General features: G+C 64.8%; 16 protein-coding genes and 1 tRNA gene. 7 read left to right on the top strand and 10 right to left on the bottom strand.

What is annotated here, in order from left to right; all coding sequences use genetic code 11:
- Positions 1–20 precede the first annotated feature (20 nt).
- From VWN43_RS00865 to VWN43_RS00885, 5 genes are read right to left on the bottom strand one after another with little or no spacing between them, the layout of a single operon-like run.
- Positions 21–845 carry an urea amidolyase associated protein UAAP1 gene (locus VWN43_RS00865; RefSeq protein ID WP_320181051.1) on the bottom strand — a complete coding sequence of 275 codons (825 nt, stop codon included), beginning with the start codon at positions 843–845 and terminating at the stop codon, positions 21–23.
- Positions 842–1,351: a CopG family ribbon-helix-helix protein gene (locus VWN43_RS00870; protein ID WP_253520231.1), complete on the bottom strand. Its 510-nt coding sequence runs from the start codon at positions 1,349–1,351 to the stop codon at positions 842–844. Before VWN43_RS00870 ends, VWN43_RS00865 begins: the two co-directional genes overlap by 4 nt.
- A gap of 57 nt (positions 1,352–1,408) precedes the next feature.
- A complete protein-coding gene (locus VWN43_RS00875; RefSeq protein WP_320181050.1) occupies positions 1,409–2,179 on the bottom strand; it encodes an ATP-binding cassette domain-containing protein in 771 nt (256 codons plus the stop codon).
- Complete coding sequence (locus tag VWN43_RS00880; RefSeq protein ID WP_320181049.1) at positions 2,176–2,991, bottom strand: ABC transporter permease; 816 nt, start codon at positions 2,989–2,991, stop codon at positions 2,176–2,178. Before VWN43_RS00880 ends, VWN43_RS00875 begins: the two co-directional genes overlap by 4 nt.
- A gap of 42 nt (positions 2,992–3,033) precedes the next feature.
- Positions 3,034–4,119, bottom strand: a complete 1,086-nt coding sequence (locus tag VWN43_RS00885) for a putative urea ABC transporter substrate-binding protein (protein WP_320181048.1) — start codon at positions 4,117–4,119, stop codon at positions 3,034–3,036.
- A gap of 212 nt (positions 4,120–4,331) precedes the next feature.
- Here VWN43_RS00885 and VWN43_RS00890 point away from each other — a divergent pair, with 212 nt between their 5' ends.
- The 4 genes from VWN43_RS00890 to VWN43_RS00905 all read left to right on the top strand — a co-directional run bounded on the left by VWN43_RS00890 (position 4,332) and on the right by VWN43_RS00905 (position 10,553).
- Positions 4,332–5,420 (top strand): MBL fold metallo-hydrolase, encoded by a 1,089-nt coding sequence (locus VWN43_RS00890; protein WP_320181047.1) that lies wholly within the window; start codon positions 4,332–4,334, stop codon positions 5,418–5,420.
- A gap of 17 nt (positions 5,421–5,437) precedes the next feature.
- On the top strand, positions 5,438–6,445 hold the full coding sequence (locus tag VWN43_RS00895; protein WP_320181046.1) for an MBL fold metallo-hydrolase: 1,008 nt from the start codon (positions 5,438–5,440) through the stop codon (positions 6,443–6,445).
- Positions 6,446–6,500: 55 nt separating this feature from the next.
- Positions 6,501–7,424, top strand: a complete 924-nt coding sequence (locus VWN43_RS00900; RefSeq protein WP_253520216.1) for a Vgb family protein — start codon at positions 6,501–6,503, stop codon at positions 7,422–7,424.
- A gap of 726 nt (positions 7,425–8,150) precedes the next feature.
- Positions 8,151–10,553, top strand: a complete 2,403-nt coding sequence (locus tag VWN43_RS00905; RefSeq protein ID WP_320181045.1) for a TonB-dependent receptor — start codon at positions 8,151–8,153, stop codon at positions 10,551–10,553.
- A 79-nt stretch (positions 10,554–10,632) separates the two neighbouring features.
- Here VWN43_RS00905 and VWN43_RS00910 read toward each other — a convergent pair whose 3' ends face one another.
- From VWN43_RS00910 to VWN43_RS00930, 5 genes are all read right to left on the bottom strand, one after another.
- Positions 10,633–12,198 carry a tetratricopeptide repeat-containing sulfotransferase family protein gene (locus tag VWN43_RS00910; protein ID WP_320181044.1) on the bottom strand — a complete coding sequence of 522 codons (1,566 nt, stop codon included), beginning with the start codon at positions 12,196–12,198 and terminating at the stop codon, positions 10,633–10,635.
- Between the two features lie 37 nt (positions 12,199–12,235).
- Positions 12,236–12,565 carry a UrcA family protein gene (locus VWN43_RS00915; protein WP_320181043.1) on the bottom strand — a complete coding sequence of 110 codons (330 nt, stop codon included), beginning with the start codon at positions 12,563–12,565 and terminating at the stop codon, positions 12,236–12,238.
- 105 nt (positions 12,566–12,670) lie between these two features.
- Positions 12,671–13,048, bottom strand: coding sequence for a hypothetical protein (locus VWN43_RS00920; RefSeq protein WP_320181042.1), 378 nt, complete (start codon positions 13,046–13,048; stop codon positions 12,671–12,673).
- A gap of 162 nt (positions 13,049–13,210) precedes the next feature.
- A tRNA-Leu gene (locus VWN43_RS00925) sits at positions 13,211–13,297 on the bottom strand.
- 110 nt (positions 13,298–13,407) lie between these two features.
- A complete protein-coding gene (locus VWN43_RS00930; protein ID WP_320181041.1) occupies positions 13,408–14,286 on the bottom strand; it encodes an MJ0042-type zinc finger domain-containing protein in 879 nt (292 codons plus the stop codon).
- A gap of 155 nt (positions 14,287–14,441) precedes the next feature.
- Here VWN43_RS00930 and ftsE point away from each other — a divergent pair, with 155 nt between their 5' ends.
- Genes ftsE through VWN43_RS00945 form a run of 3 tightly spaced genes read left to right on the top strand, consistent with a single transcriptional unit; the run spans position 14,442 to position 16,623 of the window.
- On the top strand, positions 14,442–15,167 hold the full coding sequence (gene ftsE / locus VWN43_RS00935; protein WP_253520202.1) for a cell division ATP-binding protein FtsE: 726 nt from the start codon (positions 14,442–14,444) through the stop codon (positions 15,165–15,167).
- The gene (locus tag VWN43_RS00940; RefSeq protein WP_320181040.1) at positions 15,164–16,096 is read left to right on the top strand and encodes a cell division protein FtsX; all 933 of its coding nucleotides are present in this window, start codon (positions 15,164–15,166) and stop codon (positions 16,094–16,096) included. Before ftsE ends, VWN43_RS00940 begins: the two co-directional genes overlap by 4 nt.
- On the top strand, positions 16,093–16,623 hold the full coding sequence (locus VWN43_RS00945) for a YdcF family protein (RefSeq protein ID WP_320181039.1): 531 nt from the start codon (positions 16,093–16,095) through the stop codon (positions 16,621–16,623). The genes VWN43_RS00940 and VWN43_RS00945 overlap by 4 nt, the downstream gene beginning before the upstream one ends.

A 16,623-nucleotide genomic window follows, 5' to 3' on the forward strand; every position in this document is an offset into this window, starting at 1 on the left:
GCAGTCTGCGCCCTTCCTTGCTAGCGGCGGTAGTAGTCTTCGATATTTTCGAAGGCGCGCAGGCCCTCGGGCGTGGCACAGCGGATCGGGTCGTCCTGATCGGTCACGGGCCCGCGCCACGCGCTTATGCGCAGCGGCGAAACCTGCCAGTCGTCCCGCGGGTCGAGGACATGCGGGCAATTGGCCAGGACCACGATCACATCCATTTCCGCGCGCAGCACGATTTCGCGCCCCGCCTCGAAGGGGCCTACCAGCGGCGTGATGGCCCCATCGGCCTCGATCCGCGTGCCCTTAAACAGATTGACGCAAGGGTGGACATCACGGCGCTGCAGCCCGTGCTTGGCCGAGCCCAGCAGCAGCCGGTCGCGGCCATTGGGAAAGGCGCCGCTATTGCGGCCCTCGCCATATTTGGCTTCGTTGGTGGCGGCATTCGATGTGCCGCAGAAAACGTCATGCGTGGCGGCGCCATCTTCGAGGATGCTCATCATCACGCGGCCCATGTCGGACAGCAGCAGCTTGCCCGCGCCGAGATAGCCGTTCCACTGCACCTTGACCGTGTCGGCCACGTTCAGCCGTTCGGTCGGCATTTCGGCATTGTAGATGAGCATCGAGGCACAGGCGTCGCCGGCAAGATCGATCAGCCGGACCCGCGATCCGCGCGCCAGCCTGCGGGTAGCATACCCGCCCGGGGCGACGGTTTCCTCCCACAGGAGGTCGTCCGGCTCCACGCCTGCGGGAAGGTCTGGCGCAACCGGCGGCAGGACGGGCATCGCGTCGACCACCGTGCCGGCCATCGCGCGGGCGTGGTCGCGCGCTGCCAGCGGGTTTGCCAGCCCCTCCGTCATGCGGCCGCGGACTTTGGCGGCTTGGGCTTCTTGCCTGCACTGTTGTCGTTGGCGTCGGCTTCGCCCTGCTCATGCAGCGGCGGCAGCAGCGCGGTGGTGGTGACCAGTTGGAGCTGGTGAACCCCGCGAATCGAGCGCAGCGAATCGCACAGCGCCTCGAGCCGTACGGCGGGGCCTTGCACAAGCAGCACTTCGAGCGACTGGTCGTCCTCGAGGAAGACATGCTGCGAGGAGATGACTTCCTTCAGATATTGCAATTGCGTCGTTGCGAGTTGCTGGCGGATGCTGCCGCGATCGCCGACATAGACAAGCGTGATCGTGCCCGCGAGCATCTCTTCGGGCCGGGTCTGCGCTTCGTGCTCGGCGAGGGCGTGCCGGATCAATTCGGCGATCAGCTGCGAGCGCGACGGCAGACCCCGTTCTTCCACCATCATGTCGAGCTGGCGGAACAGGTCCGCGGGCAGGCTCATGCTGAGGCGGGCAAGATTGGTGGGTTCGGATGCCATGGGACGGTCCTCTCAAGTATTATCTATATTGTCAATCGTAATACTACGATTTTTGTCTCATGCGGATTGGGTCAGGACTGCGCGGGTCTCCGCCCGCTGCGGTGCCTTCCGCGTGAGAGGAAGATCGTAGACGATGGAGGCACCATACCGATTTGGGGCGTGCGGGTCATGCCGCAGCTTATCGAGCGTTAGCACGCGGTTGCCGAGCGCGAAGGCCTCGCCGATATCGTGCGTTACCATCATCACGGTGAGCGCATATTCGCTCCACAGGCTGGTGATCAGTGCGTGCATATCGGACCGGATCCCGGGATCGAGCGCGCCAAAGGGTTCGTCGAGCAGCAATATCCGCGGGCGTTTGATCAGCGCCTGAGCGATCGCCAAGCGTTGCTGCATGCCACCCGACATCTGCGCCGGATACAAATGAAGGCTGTCTTCCAGCCCGACCGCTGCCAGCATTTCTTCCGCTTCGGCCAGCGCAGCGCGCCGCGCCGCGCCGAACAGCCGCCCGGCCAGCGGGGCGCGCCCGCATTCGATCCCGAACAGCGTGTTCCCCAGGACCGTCAGATGCGGAAACACCGAATAGCGCTGGAACACCACGCCGCGATCGCTGTCGCATTGGGGCTTGAGCGGGACGCCGTCGAGCGTGATGGTCCCGCGCGTCGGCGCATCCTGCCCCAGTACCACGCGCAGCAGGCTGCTCTTGCCTGCACCCGATGGCCCGATGACCGAAACGAATGCGCCTTCCTCGATTTCGAGGTTGACGCGCTCGAGCACGATCTTGTCGCCATATTCGACCCAGACGTCGCGCAGGCTGAGGAAGCTGCTCATCTCTCGGTCCTGTGTGCCCAGCCGAACAGGCGGCGGCTGGACCATGACAGCAGCAGGTCGGTGATCGCCGCGAGGATGGCGATCCACGCTACATAGGGCAGGATGACGTCCATCGCGAGATAGCGGCGAACGAGGAAGATGCGGTAGCCCAGCCCGATATCGGCGGCGATCGCTTCGGCCGAAATCAGGAATACCCATGCCGGACCCAGCGACAGGCGCACTGCCTGGATCAGCCTTGGCATGGCCTGCGGGAGGACGACGCGCAGCGCCAATTGCCATGTGCTTGCGCCCAGCGTCTGCGCCTTGATGATCTGCTCGCGCGGGAGCGCTGCCGTATGCGCGGCGATATCGCGGATCATGAAAGGCGCAATGCCGATCACGATAAGCGCCACCTTGGCGGTCTCACCCAGCCCGAAGGCGATGAACAAGATCGGCAGCAGCGCGATCGGCGGGATCACCGCAATCCCGGTGACCAGCATGCCGAAGGTGGCGCGAACGGGTGGCAGAAGCCCCAGAACGAGGCCCACCAGCAGCGCGCTGGCGGTGGAAATGGCCAGTCCGAGACCGAGCCGCTGCAGGCTCGCCAGCGTATCGGCCCAGAAGAGATAGCGGCCCGACAGCGGATCCCGCTCGAACACCAGCGCGCGCATGGCGTCCACCATCGCCCCGGGGAGCGGGAGGATCTTGTCGGCCGGGTTGATCTCGTTCCGCGCGACCGCGAGGAACAGATATACCAGGATCAGGAGCAGGATCGGGATCGCCCCTAGAAGCAGGGAATTGGTCCGCCCGATCCGGCGATCGACCCAGCGCACTACGCGCCGATCCCCGGTCCGCTGCCCGTCCGCTTCACCGGCCTATAGCTCGCCATCGGCAGCCATCTGCATGAAGCTGTCGTCGAAGCGCAATGTGATGCTGTTGCCATCGCCCAAGGTCTTGCCGCCCGGGAAGGCCATTCCCACCGCTTCGGCCGAACTGGCACCCTGGCCGAACAGGCCCTGTGAGAAACTGAAGTCGCGGACCCGGGTCATGGTTTCGATCAGCGCCGGATCGGTCGCCGCCGCAACCGCTTGCGCGGGCTCGACATAAAGATGGGTCGTCGCCACCTGCGCTTCGAACATCTCCGGCGTCGTACCCGCAAGCTGCGCCATCGCTGCACGCGCCGCTTCGCCCGCTTCGTCGTCCTGCTGCATCAGCGCGATGGTCTCGTACCAGATGCCCACCAGTGCCTTGCCCAGATTCGGGTTGGCTTCGAGCGTGGCGGTATCGACCACCAGCAGGTCGAGGATTTCACCCGGAATGTCGGCCGAGCTGAAGACCTCATGCGCGCCCGCTTCCTGTTTCATCGTCAGGAGCTGCGGGTTCCACGCCACCGCGGCGGTGACATCGGGCGAGGTGAACGCACCGGCAATATCCGCATCTGCGGTATTGATCGTCCGCACATCGGTCATCGCGAGGTCTGCCGATTCAAGCGCCCGGGCGAGCAGATAATGCGACACCGACAGCTCGACCAGATTGACCTGCTGTCCGGCGATACCGGCGAGATTGTCGGTGCCTTTCAGCAAGACCCCGTCATTGCCATTCGAATAGTCGCCGATGATGAGGGCGGTGGTATCCTTCCCGCCGGCGGCGGGGATGGTCAGCGCATCCATGTTCGCGACCGTCACCCCGTCAAGCTGCCCGGCGGTGTATTGATTGACCGATTCGACGTAATCGTTGACCTGCACGATATCGATTTCGATCCCGTATTTGTCCCCCCACTTCTTCACGATCCCGGCCTGTTCGGCATAGGGCCACGGCATCCACCCGGCATAGATCGACCAGCCGATCGTGAACTGGGTCTTGGGCGCGGTGGCGTCTTCGCTTGCGGGCGCGCACGAGGCGACGAATAAGGCACAGGCCAGCGCTGCGGCTGCCCCCACTTTGCGGATCCCGTTCAACATAGAGGTAACTCCTTTCGCATGTGCAGCATTGCGCCAAAAGAGCCCCCTGTCCATCACTTATTTATTACCATTGCCATTGTTGGTAATAATCATATGGTGTCGCTCCAGAGCGCGGGGGCGTAAGGCGACCGACGCGCGGAGGACCGCCTGGGAGGGCATGCATCGAAGGCAGCCAATTGCCGCTGTACCGGCGGCTTTGCCCGGAGCGCCCGATGTCGCAGACCACGCCTGCCCCCGCACCGACCCCGACCCCCGCCCCATCGGTCCAGCCGACCTTCGCGGGGAATGGCGATATCGCGGCGGCGTATAATCCGCCGGGAGTGCGCAACACCGATTCCGCGCTGCCGCTGCATCCCCGCGAACCGGTCGAGCATGACTATTCGAGCAGCGGGCCGGCCCCCGGGCGGCTCGGCTTCCGCTGGATCTACGGATCGAATGTCGCGGCGAAGAACACCGATCCACGCATCCAGGTGGTGCAGTATAACGAAGACACTTTCGTCCTGCGGCAGAACGTCTGCGTCCATTGGGAAGCGCCGTTCGTCTACCTGCTGTTCGGCAATGCCGGAGCCTTGCTGATCGACAGCGGGGCCACTGCGAAAGCGGCCTTTTTCCCGCTGCGCGAGACCGTCGATGCGATCATCACTCGCTGGGAGCAGATGCGCGGCCGCAAGCGCATGCCGCTGACCATCGCGCTGACATCGGGCGAAGACGTCGCGCAGAACCAGGGGCTGCGGCAATTCGCGGATCGCCCGCGAACCACCATCGTCCCCAGACCGATCGGGGCGATGCAGGCGCATTACGGGCTTGCGGGCAACTGGCCGGGCGGAACCGGGGCAGTCGATCTCGGCGACAGGCGGATCGAGGTCATCCCCACCCCCGGGAGCCACCGTGACGGGGTGACCTTCTACGATCCCTATTGCGACTTGCTGTTCACGGGCGACCTGTTGTTCCCCGGACGGATCAACATCGGCAACGACCGGGATTACATTGCGGCGCTGGCGCGGTTGCAGGAGTTCGCCGGACGCAATCCGGTCGAGGCGGTGCTCGGCGGGCACATCGACATGATGTTCGCGCCGGGCTGCTATTATCCCCGTTTCGCGACCTACAAACCCTATGAGCGCATCCTGCAGCTTTCGCCCGCCACGATCGACGAGGCCTCGCACTATGCGCGCGAGGTGCAGGGCCGCGACATGATGCTGATCCGCCCCGACTTCGTCCTTTTCAACGGAGTCAGTCCCGACCAGCGGACCCGGGTCTGGCCCGAAGGCGTCGCCCGCATCACTCCGCCGCACCCCTTTTGACGACCGGGAGAACCGCTTTGGACCGTCGTACTTTCCTGTCGTACAATGCCGCAGCGCTGGCGGTTCCGGCTGCGCTGACAACCTATAGCCAGGCCGCGCAGGCCGCCGGGCTGCGGCCCGATCCGGTCGATTTCAAAAGCGACCTGCCTGCCCCGGGCAGTTTCCCCGACCGCTGGATCTGCGGTTCGGAATCGCTCAAGGACAACACCGATCCGCCGGTGCATGTGCACTGGTACAATGCACACACGGCCATCCTTCGGCAGAACAAGGCCTACAGCTTCGAGGCGCCTTTTGCCCCGCTGTATTTCGGCAATGATCGCGTGCTGTTGCTCGACGAGGGCTTTACCCAGTTGCGCACCGACTGGGACCTGCGCGGCGTGGTCGACGAGTGCATCGCGGATTGGTGCAGGCGCAAGGGACGCGATCCTGCCGACCTCGAATTGCTCGTCGCCTTCAGCCACCTTCACGCCGATCACTATGCCGCGGTCAACCAGTTCGCCGACCGGCCCAATACGCGCTACATGGGACTGACGCATGAGGAGATGCTCGGCTTCTGGGGGATGACCAACTTCCCCGAGGAACGCGTCACGCTCGATCTCGGCGGGCGCGATATCCTTATCTGGGGCTCGCCCGGCCATGTGGCGTCCGAATTCGCCTATTACGACAGCTACACGCAGATCCTCTACACCGGCGACATGTTCTATCGCGGGCGCTGCTACATCACCTTTTGGCAGCCCTGGTTCGACAGCATGACGCGGCTGATCGAATTCTGCGACAACCATCCCGTGTCGCATGTCATGGGGTGTCACGTCGAAATCAGCAGGACGGGGGAGGATTACCCCTACGGTCTGACCTGGCAACCCGACGAGGCACCCGTGCAGATGACGGTGGATCAGCTTCGCGAAGCCTATGCCTATGCCCAGACAATCACTGAACCGGGCATCTATTTCACCGGCACGGTGTTTCTCTGCAACCAGACCCGCAGCCTCACCACCATCGACACCAATCCGTATCGCTACAGTTGACGCCGCTGCCGGGACGGCCCGGCACGCCCCACCTGCCATGCAAGGACCAACGCCCATGACCCGATCGATCTGCCTCCTGCCCCTCATTGCCGCGGCTTGCGCGCCTGCGGCCGAAATGAGCCCCGAGCCCGCATTCGCCGAGAATGTGATCGACGTCCCCGGCTTCGCCGATTTCCTCCAGGTTGATGGCGATACCGTATGGACCACCAATGACGGCCGGGTGGAACAGTGGTCGAAAACCGAGAAGCTGGCCTCGGTCGCGATCCCGCGCCCGTGCGGCACGATGGCGATGGAATCCGGATCGCTCTGGGTGGGCAATTGCGATGGGGGCGAGCTGTATCGCATCGGTCCCGAAACCGCGCAGGTGCTGGCTACCATACCGGCGGGCATCGGACCGAGCGGCGAACAGAACGTGGTCGCCGGCGCCGGGTCGGTATGGGCGCCCAACCAGGCGGAGGGGACGATCTCCCGCATCGATCCCGCGACCAATGAAATCTCCGCGTCGATCGAGGTGGCGCCGGGTACGACTTTCCTCGCCTTCGGGTTCGACGCGCTATGGGCGGTAAGCGGAACCGGGGGGACACTGCAGCGCGTGGACCCGGCTACCAACGCGGTCACCGACACGATCCAGCTGGGCGATACGCCCGGGTTCCTCGTCGCGGGTGAAGGGGCCGTCTGGGTGCAGGAGCAGGGCGACGGGACCGTCGCGCGGATCGACCCCGAAACGCGCGAAGTGGCGGGCCGTACCCTCGTCGGCGACAACCTCAAATGGGGCGATATCGACACGGGCGACGGGAAGGTGTGGCTGCGTACGACCGACGACCAGACCTTCGTCGTGATCGATGCGGCGACCGCCGAAATCCTCGCCCGCGTCGGACGGGCGGAGGGCAGCGGCGCGCTGCGTTATACGCCCGACGGGATATGGACGAGCGCGCATGACGTCCACTCGCTGACCTGGTGGACCAGCGAAGCCCGGTGACGGCGCGGAATCGATTCGGGGCAGCCGCACCGCGCACGCCGCGAGGCTGCGAAGGGGACGATATGACGCAGCATCCACAGGGTTCGCGTGACTTGCCGAACCCTGTGAAAATCGTGTGAATTCAGTTCTAAATGCCAGGCTCGCGGTGCTGTTCGGGCGATCAATTAATACTCTTGACGCATTCCGTAATATCTCTAGCGTATGTGTCATGCCGTCGTAAGCAACGGCAACGCTTGGGAAGGGGATCTGCAGGATTGAGCCGGCTATCGGCTCGATATGGAGATTGTCTATGGACCGAACATCGGGAGCCGGGACCTTCGCGAAGAGCAAGCGCTCTGCCGTCCGCGCTGCCGGTCCGGCCGCCTCCCTATCTTCGAAACCTGCACATGATTTCTCGCGGCGCGCACACGTGCGCTCGTTGCGGTCCCGTCGATACGGAGCCGCACAACACCCCTCTCCATATGAAAACACCGCGTTCTCATCCCCTCAATCGAGAACGAAGAACAATCGCAGGCGGGGCAATTCGGATAAATCCGAACAACCGAAGAAAAAGCAAGCGGGATCGTGCGAATAGGCGGGTTGGTTTCGCCGTGTCGATAAGGTGAATGCCTGAAGTCCGAATAACGGAGCACAGGCGCACCTCAGGTCCTCAAGTAAAGCTGGGTCGGCTGCGACATGCGTGTCGCGGCCCGGGGAAGCTCAACCGCAAAAGACGGGAAGAAAACGATGAAAAAATGCGCAAAACTGAAATTCGGTCTGCTGTCGGCAACCGTGTTTTCGACCACCACGCTGGCCGCACCGGCTTTCGCCCAGGAGGAGCCGGAAGAGGAGAGCGCGGCTCCGGTCACGATCGTCGTTACGGCCACCCGCCGCGCGACGACGCTGATGGATACGCCGATCAATATCACCGCCGTCAGCGCGGAAGAGCTGGCGCGGCAGCGGATCGACGACATTCGCGATATTGCCGATTTCACTCCCGGCATGACGATTTCGGACACCGGCCCGGGCTCGACCGGCACGGTGGTGCTGCGCGGTCTCAATGCCTCGGGCGTGGGTGACGGCGGCGCCATCTATGACGACGCGCTGGGCATCTATCTGGGCGAAGTCCCGCTCTATTACGATTTCAAGCTGGTCGATATCGCCCGCGTTGAAACCCTGCTCGGCCCGCAGGGCACGCTTTACGGGCTTGGTACGCTGGCCGGCGCGATCCGCTATATTCCCAACCGGCCCGATCCCAGCGTGGTCGAGGGCGAGGTCCATGCGCGCGCTTATGCCAAATCGCATAGCGACGATTTCGGCTATCAGATCGATGGCGTGATCAACCTGCCCATTGTGGCCGATCACATCGCGTTCCGCAGCGCGACGGGCTATTACTTCGACCCGGGATTCATCGACTATTCGCTGCTCGTCCAGGAACCCGGCGTATCGCTGCCGCAGCCCGATGGCCCCGACAGCATTTCCGATGCGGGTTATGCAGCGAACCTCTACGAGGAAGAGGATCTCAATTTCGAGCGGACCTTCACCACGCGCAACCAATTGCTGTTCCAGGCCGACGAGGACCTGCAATTGCTGCTGACCTATGCGTATCAGCAGACCGAGACCGAAGGTGCGCAATCGAACAGCGCGGGCGTGCTGGGCACCGGACGCTATGAGAACGCCAGCCGGTTCAAGGAACCGGTCGACCGTCATGCGCATCTCGTCAGCGCCGAGATCAATGCCAATATCGCGGACATCGTCGATATCGTCGCCACCGGCGCCTACACCGAGATGGGCTATAGCGATAAGGGCGACGTCACCGACCTGCTGCTCGACCTCGATTACGATTACGAGTTGTTCCCGGCATTCGCGGGCCATTACGCATCCGACCGCACGCGCAAGCAAAAGAACTTCGAACTGCGGCTGGTGTCGAGCCATGGCGGTCCGTTCAGCTGGGTTTTGGGCGGCTTCTACAACGAGAACGACTATCAGAGCGACTACGCCGAACGCATTCCCAACCACCCGTGGGTCGACCCGACCACCAATCCCGAAGCGCTGGAATATGTCAGCTACATCACCTCCGAGGTGAAGGAGAAGGCGATCTTCGGCGAAGCCACGTTCGAGGTTACGCCGGATTGGCAGGTCACCGCGGGCGCGCGCTATTTCGACTATACATCGACGATCTCGGGTGCGGCGGCCCTGCCCGTCCTGGGCGATCCGCTCAGCCCCTATGATTTGCCGTCCAATGGCGGCGATGCCGGGGAAGACGGCTGGGTGTGGAAGTTCAATACCTCGTATGAATTCAGTCCCGACTTCATGGTCTACGCCACGTACAGCAAGGGCTACCGCCTCGGCGGGCCCAACCGGGTTGCGCCCTGCCCGGCCGATATCCAGCCGGGTCAGCAGATCATCTGCGCGCTGCCCGACGAGCTGCAATACGGCCCCGACACGACCAAGAATATCGAGATCGGGATGCGCAGCCAGCTGTTCAATGACGTGCTGGCGCTCAACTTCAACGTCTTCGACGTGAAGTGGCAGGGGATCCAGGTCAATTCCTCCACGCTCTATGGCGCAACCGGGATCACGGTGAACGGCGGGTCGGCCAAGTCGCGCGGCTTCGAAGCCTCGTTCCAGCTCAAGCCGATCCCCGAACTGTCGATCCAGGGGACCTATTCCTATACCGACGCCTATCTCACCGAGGACGTACCGGGCATCATCACCATTCGCGAAACGCCGGGCGATTATTCGAACCGCTTCGTCCAGCTGGACGCGCTCGATGGCGACCGGCTGCCCGGCTCGGCGAAGAACTCGGGCAGCCTTGGCGTTACCTACGTCCAGCCGATGGGCGATGCCGATCTGGTGGCCAACTGGACGGCGACCTATCGCGGCAATGTCGTTTCGCGGATCGGGTGGGACCGCGCCTATGGCGATCTGATCCCCGGTTACACGCTGCACCGGGCGGCGCTGACCTACGAGATGGAAACCTACAGCATCAGCCTTTTCGCCAACAACATCTTCGACAAATACGCAGTTGTATCGACCGCCAATGATCGCTCGCGCATCGGCGTGAACGACGGGGTTGCGGTGCGTTACTATCGCCAGGCGGTAATGAGTCCGCGGGTCGTCGGGGTGGAAGCACGCATGTCGTTCTGAGCGACACCATCACCCCAAGTAAAGGGCGCCTGCGTTCCTACGCAGGCGCCCTTATTCTTGCGCCCTGTCGAAATGTCCTTCAGCCGGTGGAGATGCCCTGCTTTTCGAGCCAAGCGCGCGCCGGCTCCAGCGCGCGCTCATGCGTCCGCCAGCGGCCCACGGCATCGGCGTTGAGCGGTCGGCGCACCTGCGCCGCGCTCGGCGTGGCCACCGCTGCCGTATTCTCGTGAAAGTGCAGGCAGGCATCGTCCCAGTCGAGCCCGCAGAAGTCGATCAATCGCCGCGTCTGCCCGTCCTGATCGGCGACCAGGCCTTCATAGCCCAGCTGCAATATCCGGCCGGGAAAGAGCGTCTCCCACTGCGCCATCAACCGGTCGAAGCGCGCATAATAGCGCGCTGTGTCGAGGAGGTCGTAGGAATAGGCGTAATAGGCCGACTGGCTCGCAAACAGGTTTTTGTAATTGCTCCACACCGTATCCATCGGATTGCGGCGCAGGCACACGATCCGCGCATGCGGCAGCGCTGCGGCGATATGGCCGATATACAGGAAATTGGCGGGAAGCTTGTCGACGAAGCGCGGCGTTCGTTCGGGCAAATGATGCGCAGCCTGCTCGATATAGGCGCGGCCCAGCTGCGCGGGATCGATCGTGCTGCTGGCGGCAATCGTCTCTGCGTCGATGACCTTTTTCGACGCGGTTCCAGCCAGCCGCTTGACCGCCACCGGCATGGCCTGAAGCTCTCCCGCCGACACGACCTCCGGATGCGACGACAGGATGCGATCGATCAGCGTGGTGCCGGTTCGCGGCATTCCCACTACGAAGATCGGTGCGGCATCGGGAAGGCCCGGGGCCCCGTGCAACATGCCGTCGGGCTGGGAGAACAGCGTTTCGAGCGCGTCGAAGATTTCCGCATCCTGCGCAAAATCATAGCCCAGCGCGCTCTTCTGCTGCGCATTGGCCGCTGCAAGATGATCAAACGCAGTGGGATCGCGCAAATCCTCCAGTTCCTTGGCCAGCGCATAGCGGATGCGCAGCGCATCATCGGCCCCTTGCGCGGCGGCCAATGCGCGTTTCAACCGGGGAAGGTGATTGGCCTCGGCGGTCTGGCGCGACAGGATGGCGAGCGCATAATGCGCGCGCGCATTGCCTGGATCGGCGCGCAGAATGTCCTCGTAATGCCGCCGTGCGTCATCGACGCGCCCGGTAAAGCTGCTCGCGGCGGCAAGGTTGTAGCGATAATCGAGATTGCCGGGTTCGCGGGCTACCGCCGCGGTGAACGGACCAATGGCGCCTTCGTGGTCGCCCAGCCGGGTCAGAACGCACCCTATCGTATCCAGCGTGCGTGCATCGGCGGGCGCGAGCGCGAGGGCGCGCTTGCTAGCCGCGGCGGCTTCCCCGTCACGGCGCAAGAGGCTGAGCAGCCGGGCCTGCTGGGCCAGATGCTCGGCCTGGGGGCCGCGCTGGACGGCCGCGTCCAACAACAGGACCGCATTGTCGATCTGTCCGGCCTGCTCGGCCGCAATGCCCAGCAGGAAATATCCTGCCGGTGCATCGCGATCCTGCAGGACGATCGCCTTGGCAGCTTGTGTCGCTCCCAGGAGGTCGTCGCGTTCGAGCGCGTCGCGCGCCTGCTGCTCCAGGCTCACCGCCGCGGTCCTCGCGCGGTGGCCTGCTGTGTGGTGCCTACTGGCTCGCAGCGAGCCGGGTGGCCGTGTCCTGCAGCGCGACGCGCGTTTCGATCCGTTCGCGAATGCGGGCGAGGACTTCGGTACGGCACTCCTGCGAACGCGCATGCGCGCGCAAATGCAGGGTGTCGAGGCCGTCGCCGCATACCGCGCGCGCGGCATCGTTCATCCGAATGGCCAGGCGGCGCTGCCCGTCGACAGTCGCGAGATCGAGCCCGCCAAGGTGCAGCGTCGCGCTGTCCTGCACGAAGGGGTCGGAAGGGGTGGTTTCCGCCATGGCCGGCGCCGCAAGCGCGCACGCAGCCAGGGCCATCAGGCCAGCTTTCATGATCATCGTCTCCTGCGTTATTATTGCGCCGCTCTTTGGCGGCTGCGCAGGGAGATATGCCCACGTGTCGGCGCTGGCAAGGTTCGCGGTGAATCGAAGCGAGGCTCATGGACCGGTGACCTCGAGCGCAGTCAGCCGGGTCGTGCCCCCCAGCAGCCCGATCGGCAGCCGCACGCTGGCGGACGTCTCGTCGCCGGTGTCCGGATCGCGCAACGTCACCTCGACCGTCCGTGCGTGCAGCGGCGCAAGGCGTCTTACCGTATCGAGCGGAAGGTCCACGCGCCATTTCCGTGCGCCCCGCGGGCTGGTTTCGTGGCTGTTTACAATCACCAGCACGCGCGCATCCTCGCGCTGGCCCGAAACCCGCAGGCAATCGTGATCGCCGCAGCGGACCAGCCTGGCCTCGGGGGCGGGTGCGGCGGAAATGGGCGGAGAAAGCGCGAGCAGAACACCCGCGATAAGAAACTGCGAGGCTGCGCGCATGAGGAGTCTCCTTTCCGCGCGCCGCAGGATCGGCGCGGGCTGCCGAAGCTCTCCCACGAATGTTTTTGTTCTTGCGTAAGGTGTTCCGCAAATCGGTCGCAGCGTCAAGCATGCGCCGATATCGGCGTTCTAAAGGGCGGTCATCGGGGTTAGGAGAGAAATTGGTGCGGTCGAGAAGACTCGAACTTCCACGGCCTTGCGGCCACAACGACCTCAACGTTGCGCGTCTACCAGTTCCGCCACGACCGCACACAGTCTGCATCGAGAGCGAATCCGCGAACGGGCTCCCGCCGGTAGGAGCGCGCCACTAGCAGCGAGGCTGCGGCCTCGCAAGCATCTTTGTTGCGCGGCTGCGCAAGCTAGCGCGGGGCCCAGCCGATATCCGCGAAGACCGCCGATTTGGGCACGTCGGTGACCGCCTCGTTGATGGTCAGTTCCTCGCCCGGCGCGAGCGTCGACTGCGGCGGCTGGACGACCCAGCTATAGACCTGCCGTTCACGCTGGTCGCGCAGCACGATCAGGATTTGCGGGATCGGGCGCGATTCGCGCGCCGTATTCTTGACGATCACGCGCGCGCCGAAGAATTCGGTGCCGTTGGGCAACGTGCGGCGTTCCTGCTGCTCGACCGGGAAGGACAATTCCAGATCGGGCTGCGCGGCCCCGAACAGCGGGCGGCTGACCGGCACCCAGTCGGGTAGGCCGGCATAATTGACCGCGGCAATCGTGCCGATCGCGATCACTGCGAAAATCGTGGCCGCCCAGGTCCACAGCTTGGTGAGGTTGCGACGCGGACGGAACGGCGGCGCATGGTCGAAACGCGAGCGGGAATCGTCGCTCTCGGGCGTGGGCGCGGGGGGCAGCTCGTCCTGAACTTCGCCATAGGGCGGGGTGGTTTCGTCGAAATCGGGCCCGTCGCGCAGGGGCGCGTCGCGGGTGGGGGCATCACGCACAGGCGCCGCTGTGGCGGTTTCGCCATAGCTGAAGCCGGGTTGCGCCTGCGGGTCGGGACCTTCCGCCACGGGGGGCGGTGGCGGCGCAGGCGGCGCCGGTCTGGGAGCGGATGGCGCAGCGGGCGGCGGGACCGGGACGGCAGCAACCGCGGCGAGCCGTTCGGCATCGGGGCCGTCCTGGAACCAGCTGTGTTTGCATTTCGCGCAGCGCACGGTGCGCCCGTCGATCCCGATAGCGCTGTCGGGCACGACATAGCGCGTGGAACAAGCAGGGCAGGCAATGATCATGGTGACCCAAGGCCTTAGGACCCGTTGCGAATCACGACAAGCGACAGCCCTGTTCGCAAACCCCGAGAGCGGCTTTTTTCCACATGCAAGCGCGGTTATAGGCAGTTTCCTACAATGACGGGTGCAACTTTCCTCTTGAACGACCGGGCCATGCGATGAGCGCGCCCGAGGACGAGGTCGTCCGGTTCGACAATGTCGGGCTGCGTTACGGCACCGATCGTGAAATCCTGTCGAACGTTTCCTTCACGCTGTTCCCCGGCCGGTTCTATTTCCTCACCGGCGCCAGCGGGGCGGGCAAGACCTCGCTGCTGCGCCTGCTTTATCTCGCGCAGCGCCCGTCCCGCGGGGCGATCAGCATGTTCGGGACCGATGTCATCACCCTCCCGCGCGAGCGCCTGCCTGCCTATCGCCGGCGGATGGGGGTGGTGTTCCAGGATTTTCGGCTGGTCGATCACTTGTCGGCGTTCGACAATGTCGCGCTGCCGCTGCGCGTTTCGGGCGTACGCGAAGCCGATTTGCAGGGGCCGGTGTCCGACATGCTCGACTGGGTCGGGCTGGCCCACCGCGCCGACGCGCGCCCGGCGACGCTGTCGGGCGGCGAGCAGCAACGCGTGGCCATCGCCCGCGCGGTCATCGGCCGTCCCGACATGCTCGTGGCCGACGAACCGACGGGCAATGTCGATCCGGAAATGGCGCTCAAGCTGATTCGCCTGTTCGAAGCGCTTAACCGGCTGGGCACAACCGTGGTTGTGGCGACGCATGACGTCCACCTGCTGCGCAAGGTGCCCGATTCGCTGATCATGCGGCTCGACAAGGGGCTGTTGTCCGATCCCACCGGCGCGCTGCGCTATCCGCCGCGGCGGGTGGGGGCGGGCGAATGAAGAAGCCGCCGGTCCCGCCGCGCATGGTCGAGCGTGGCCGCTCGCCTTTCCAGGGCCGCCGCGCGGCGCATCTGCTGCCGCAAGCGCGGCTGGGCGGACCGATGCCATGGGTGATCGCGATCATGGTCGCGCTGACGGTGCTGGCGGCAGGGGGCGGGCTGGCGCTCGACAATCTCGCGGACCGCGCACGCGGCGAATTGTCCGGCAGCGCGACGGTCCAGATCGTCGAGGCGGATCCGCAATCGCGCGCGCGGCAGGCGGAGGATGCGGCGACCATCATGGTGCAGGACCCGGCGGTCGCCGGGCTCGCGGTGGTCCCGCAGGAATCGGTCGAGGCCCTTCTCGCCCCGTGGCTGGGCACCGACACGCCCGAGGATACGGTGCCGATCCCTGCGCTGATCGACCTGCGGCTGCGCGATGGCGCGGACGCCGCCACGCTCGACCGGCTACGCAGCCTGCTCGCCGACCGCGTCCCCGCGGCGCGGATCGATGCGCAGGCGCAATGGCTCGCTCCCGTGCTCGCCGCGCTCTCGGCGCTCGGCTGGATGGCGCTGGGGCTGATCGGCCTGCTTGCCTTCACCGGCGCGGCGGCGGTGTGGCTGGCGGCGCGCAATGCGCTGGGCAGCAATCGCGACACGATCGAGATCGTCCATCTGCTGGGCGGCAATGACGACCAGATCGCGCGGATCTTCCAGCGCTCGATCCTGGTCGATGCGCTGGGCGGGGGTGTGCTCGGACTGGCGCTCGGCGCGGCGGCGGTCTGGGTGATGGGCGCGCAATTCGCGGCGCTCGATTCGGGACTCGTGACAGGCGGCGGGCTCGAAACCAGCGATTGGCTGGTCTTGGCCCTTGTCCCTGTGGGGGCGGTTGTTCTAGCGGTCTATACGGCGCGGTTCACCGTGCTCGCGTCGCTCAGGAAAATGTTGTGATCCTCCGCCTCTTCGCTGCCGTCATGCTCGTCTATGCGTTCGGTTTTCTCGGCTTTGCCGTCTCGCTGCCCCAACCGGCTGCGGATGAGAAGACCGACGCGGTGATCGTGCTGACCGGCGGGCCGGGCCGGATAGCGCGGGGTCTGGATGTGGTCGAGCAGGGGCTGGCGCGCGAAATGTTCGTCTCGGGCGTCGATCCCGATGTGACGCCCGCCGAATTCGCCGCCGAATTCGATGTCTCGCGGCGGGTGATGCAATGCTGCGTCAAGCTCGGCTATCTCGCGGTCGATACGCGCAGCAATGCCGGCGAAGCGGCGCAATGGCTCAAAGAAAACGAGTTCACCTCGGTGCGCCTCGTGACGACCGACTGGCACATGGCGCGCTCCGCCGCCGAATTCAGCGAAACGCTGCCGCCCGACATGCTCGTGGTCAAGGACGCGGTGGTCTCGCACCCGCAGCTCGCGACGCTCTATCTCGAATATAACAAGCTGCTGGCGGCGGCGATCTCGCAAGGTCTGCCGCGCTGA

The organism is Qipengyuania sp. HL-TH1, from assembly GCF_036365825.1.
GTDB classification, from domain to species: Bacteria; Pseudomonadota; Alphaproteobacteria; order Sphingomonadales; family Sphingomonadaceae; genus Qipengyuania; species Qipengyuania profunda.

Excerpts from the sequence above, each read along its gene's own strand:
- VWN43_RS00900 (WP_253520216.1), top strand. The coding sequence starts at position 6,501 with ATGACCCGATCGATCTGCCTCCTGCCCCTCATTGCCGCGGCTTGCGCG.
- VWN43_RS00915 (WP_320181043.1), bottom strand. The coding sequence starts at position 12,565 with ATGAAAGCTGGCCTGATGGCCCTGGCTGCGTGCGCGCTTGCGGCGCCG.
- VWN43_RS00875 (WP_320181050.1), bottom strand. The coding sequence starts at position 2,179 with ATGAGCAGCTTCCTCAGCCTGCGCGACGTCTGGGTCGAATATGGCGAC.
- VWN43_RS00930 (WP_320181041.1), bottom strand. The coding sequence starts at position 14,286 with ATGATCATTGCCTGCCCTGCTTGTTCCACGCGCTATGTCGTGCCCGAC.
- VWN43_RS00940 (WP_320181040.1), top strand. The coding sequence starts at position 15,164 with ATGAAGAAGCCGCCGGTCCCGCCGCGCATGGTCGAGCGTGGCCGCTCG.
- VWN43_RS00920 (WP_320181042.1), bottom strand. The coding sequence starts at position 13,048 with ATGCGCGCAGCCTCGCAGTTTCTTATCGCGGGTGTTCTGCTCGCGCTT.
- VWN43_RS00865 (WP_320181051.1), bottom strand. The coding sequence starts at position 845 with ATGACGGAGGGGCTGGCAAACCCGCTGGCAGCGCGCGACCACGCCCGC.
- VWN43_RS00905 (WP_320181045.1), top strand. The coding sequence starts at position 8,151 with ATGAAAAAATGCGCAAAACTGAAATTCGGTCTGCTGTCGGCAACCGTG.
- VWN43_RS00870 (WP_253520231.1), bottom strand. The coding sequence starts at position 1,351 with ATGGCATCCGAACCCACCAATCTTGCCCGCCTCAGCATGAGCCTGCCC.
- VWN43_RS00885 (WP_320181048.1), bottom strand. The coding sequence starts at position 4,119 with ATGTTGAACGGGATCCGCAAAGTGGGGGCAGCCGCAGCGCTGGCCTGT.
- VWN43_RS00890 (WP_320181047.1), top strand. The coding sequence starts at position 4,332 with ATGTCGCAGACCACGCCTGCCCCCGCACCGACCCCGACCCCCGCCCCA.
- ftsE (WP_253520202.1), top strand. The coding sequence starts at position 14,442 with ATGAGCGCGCCCGAGGACGAGGTCGTCCGGTTCGACAATGTCGGGCTG.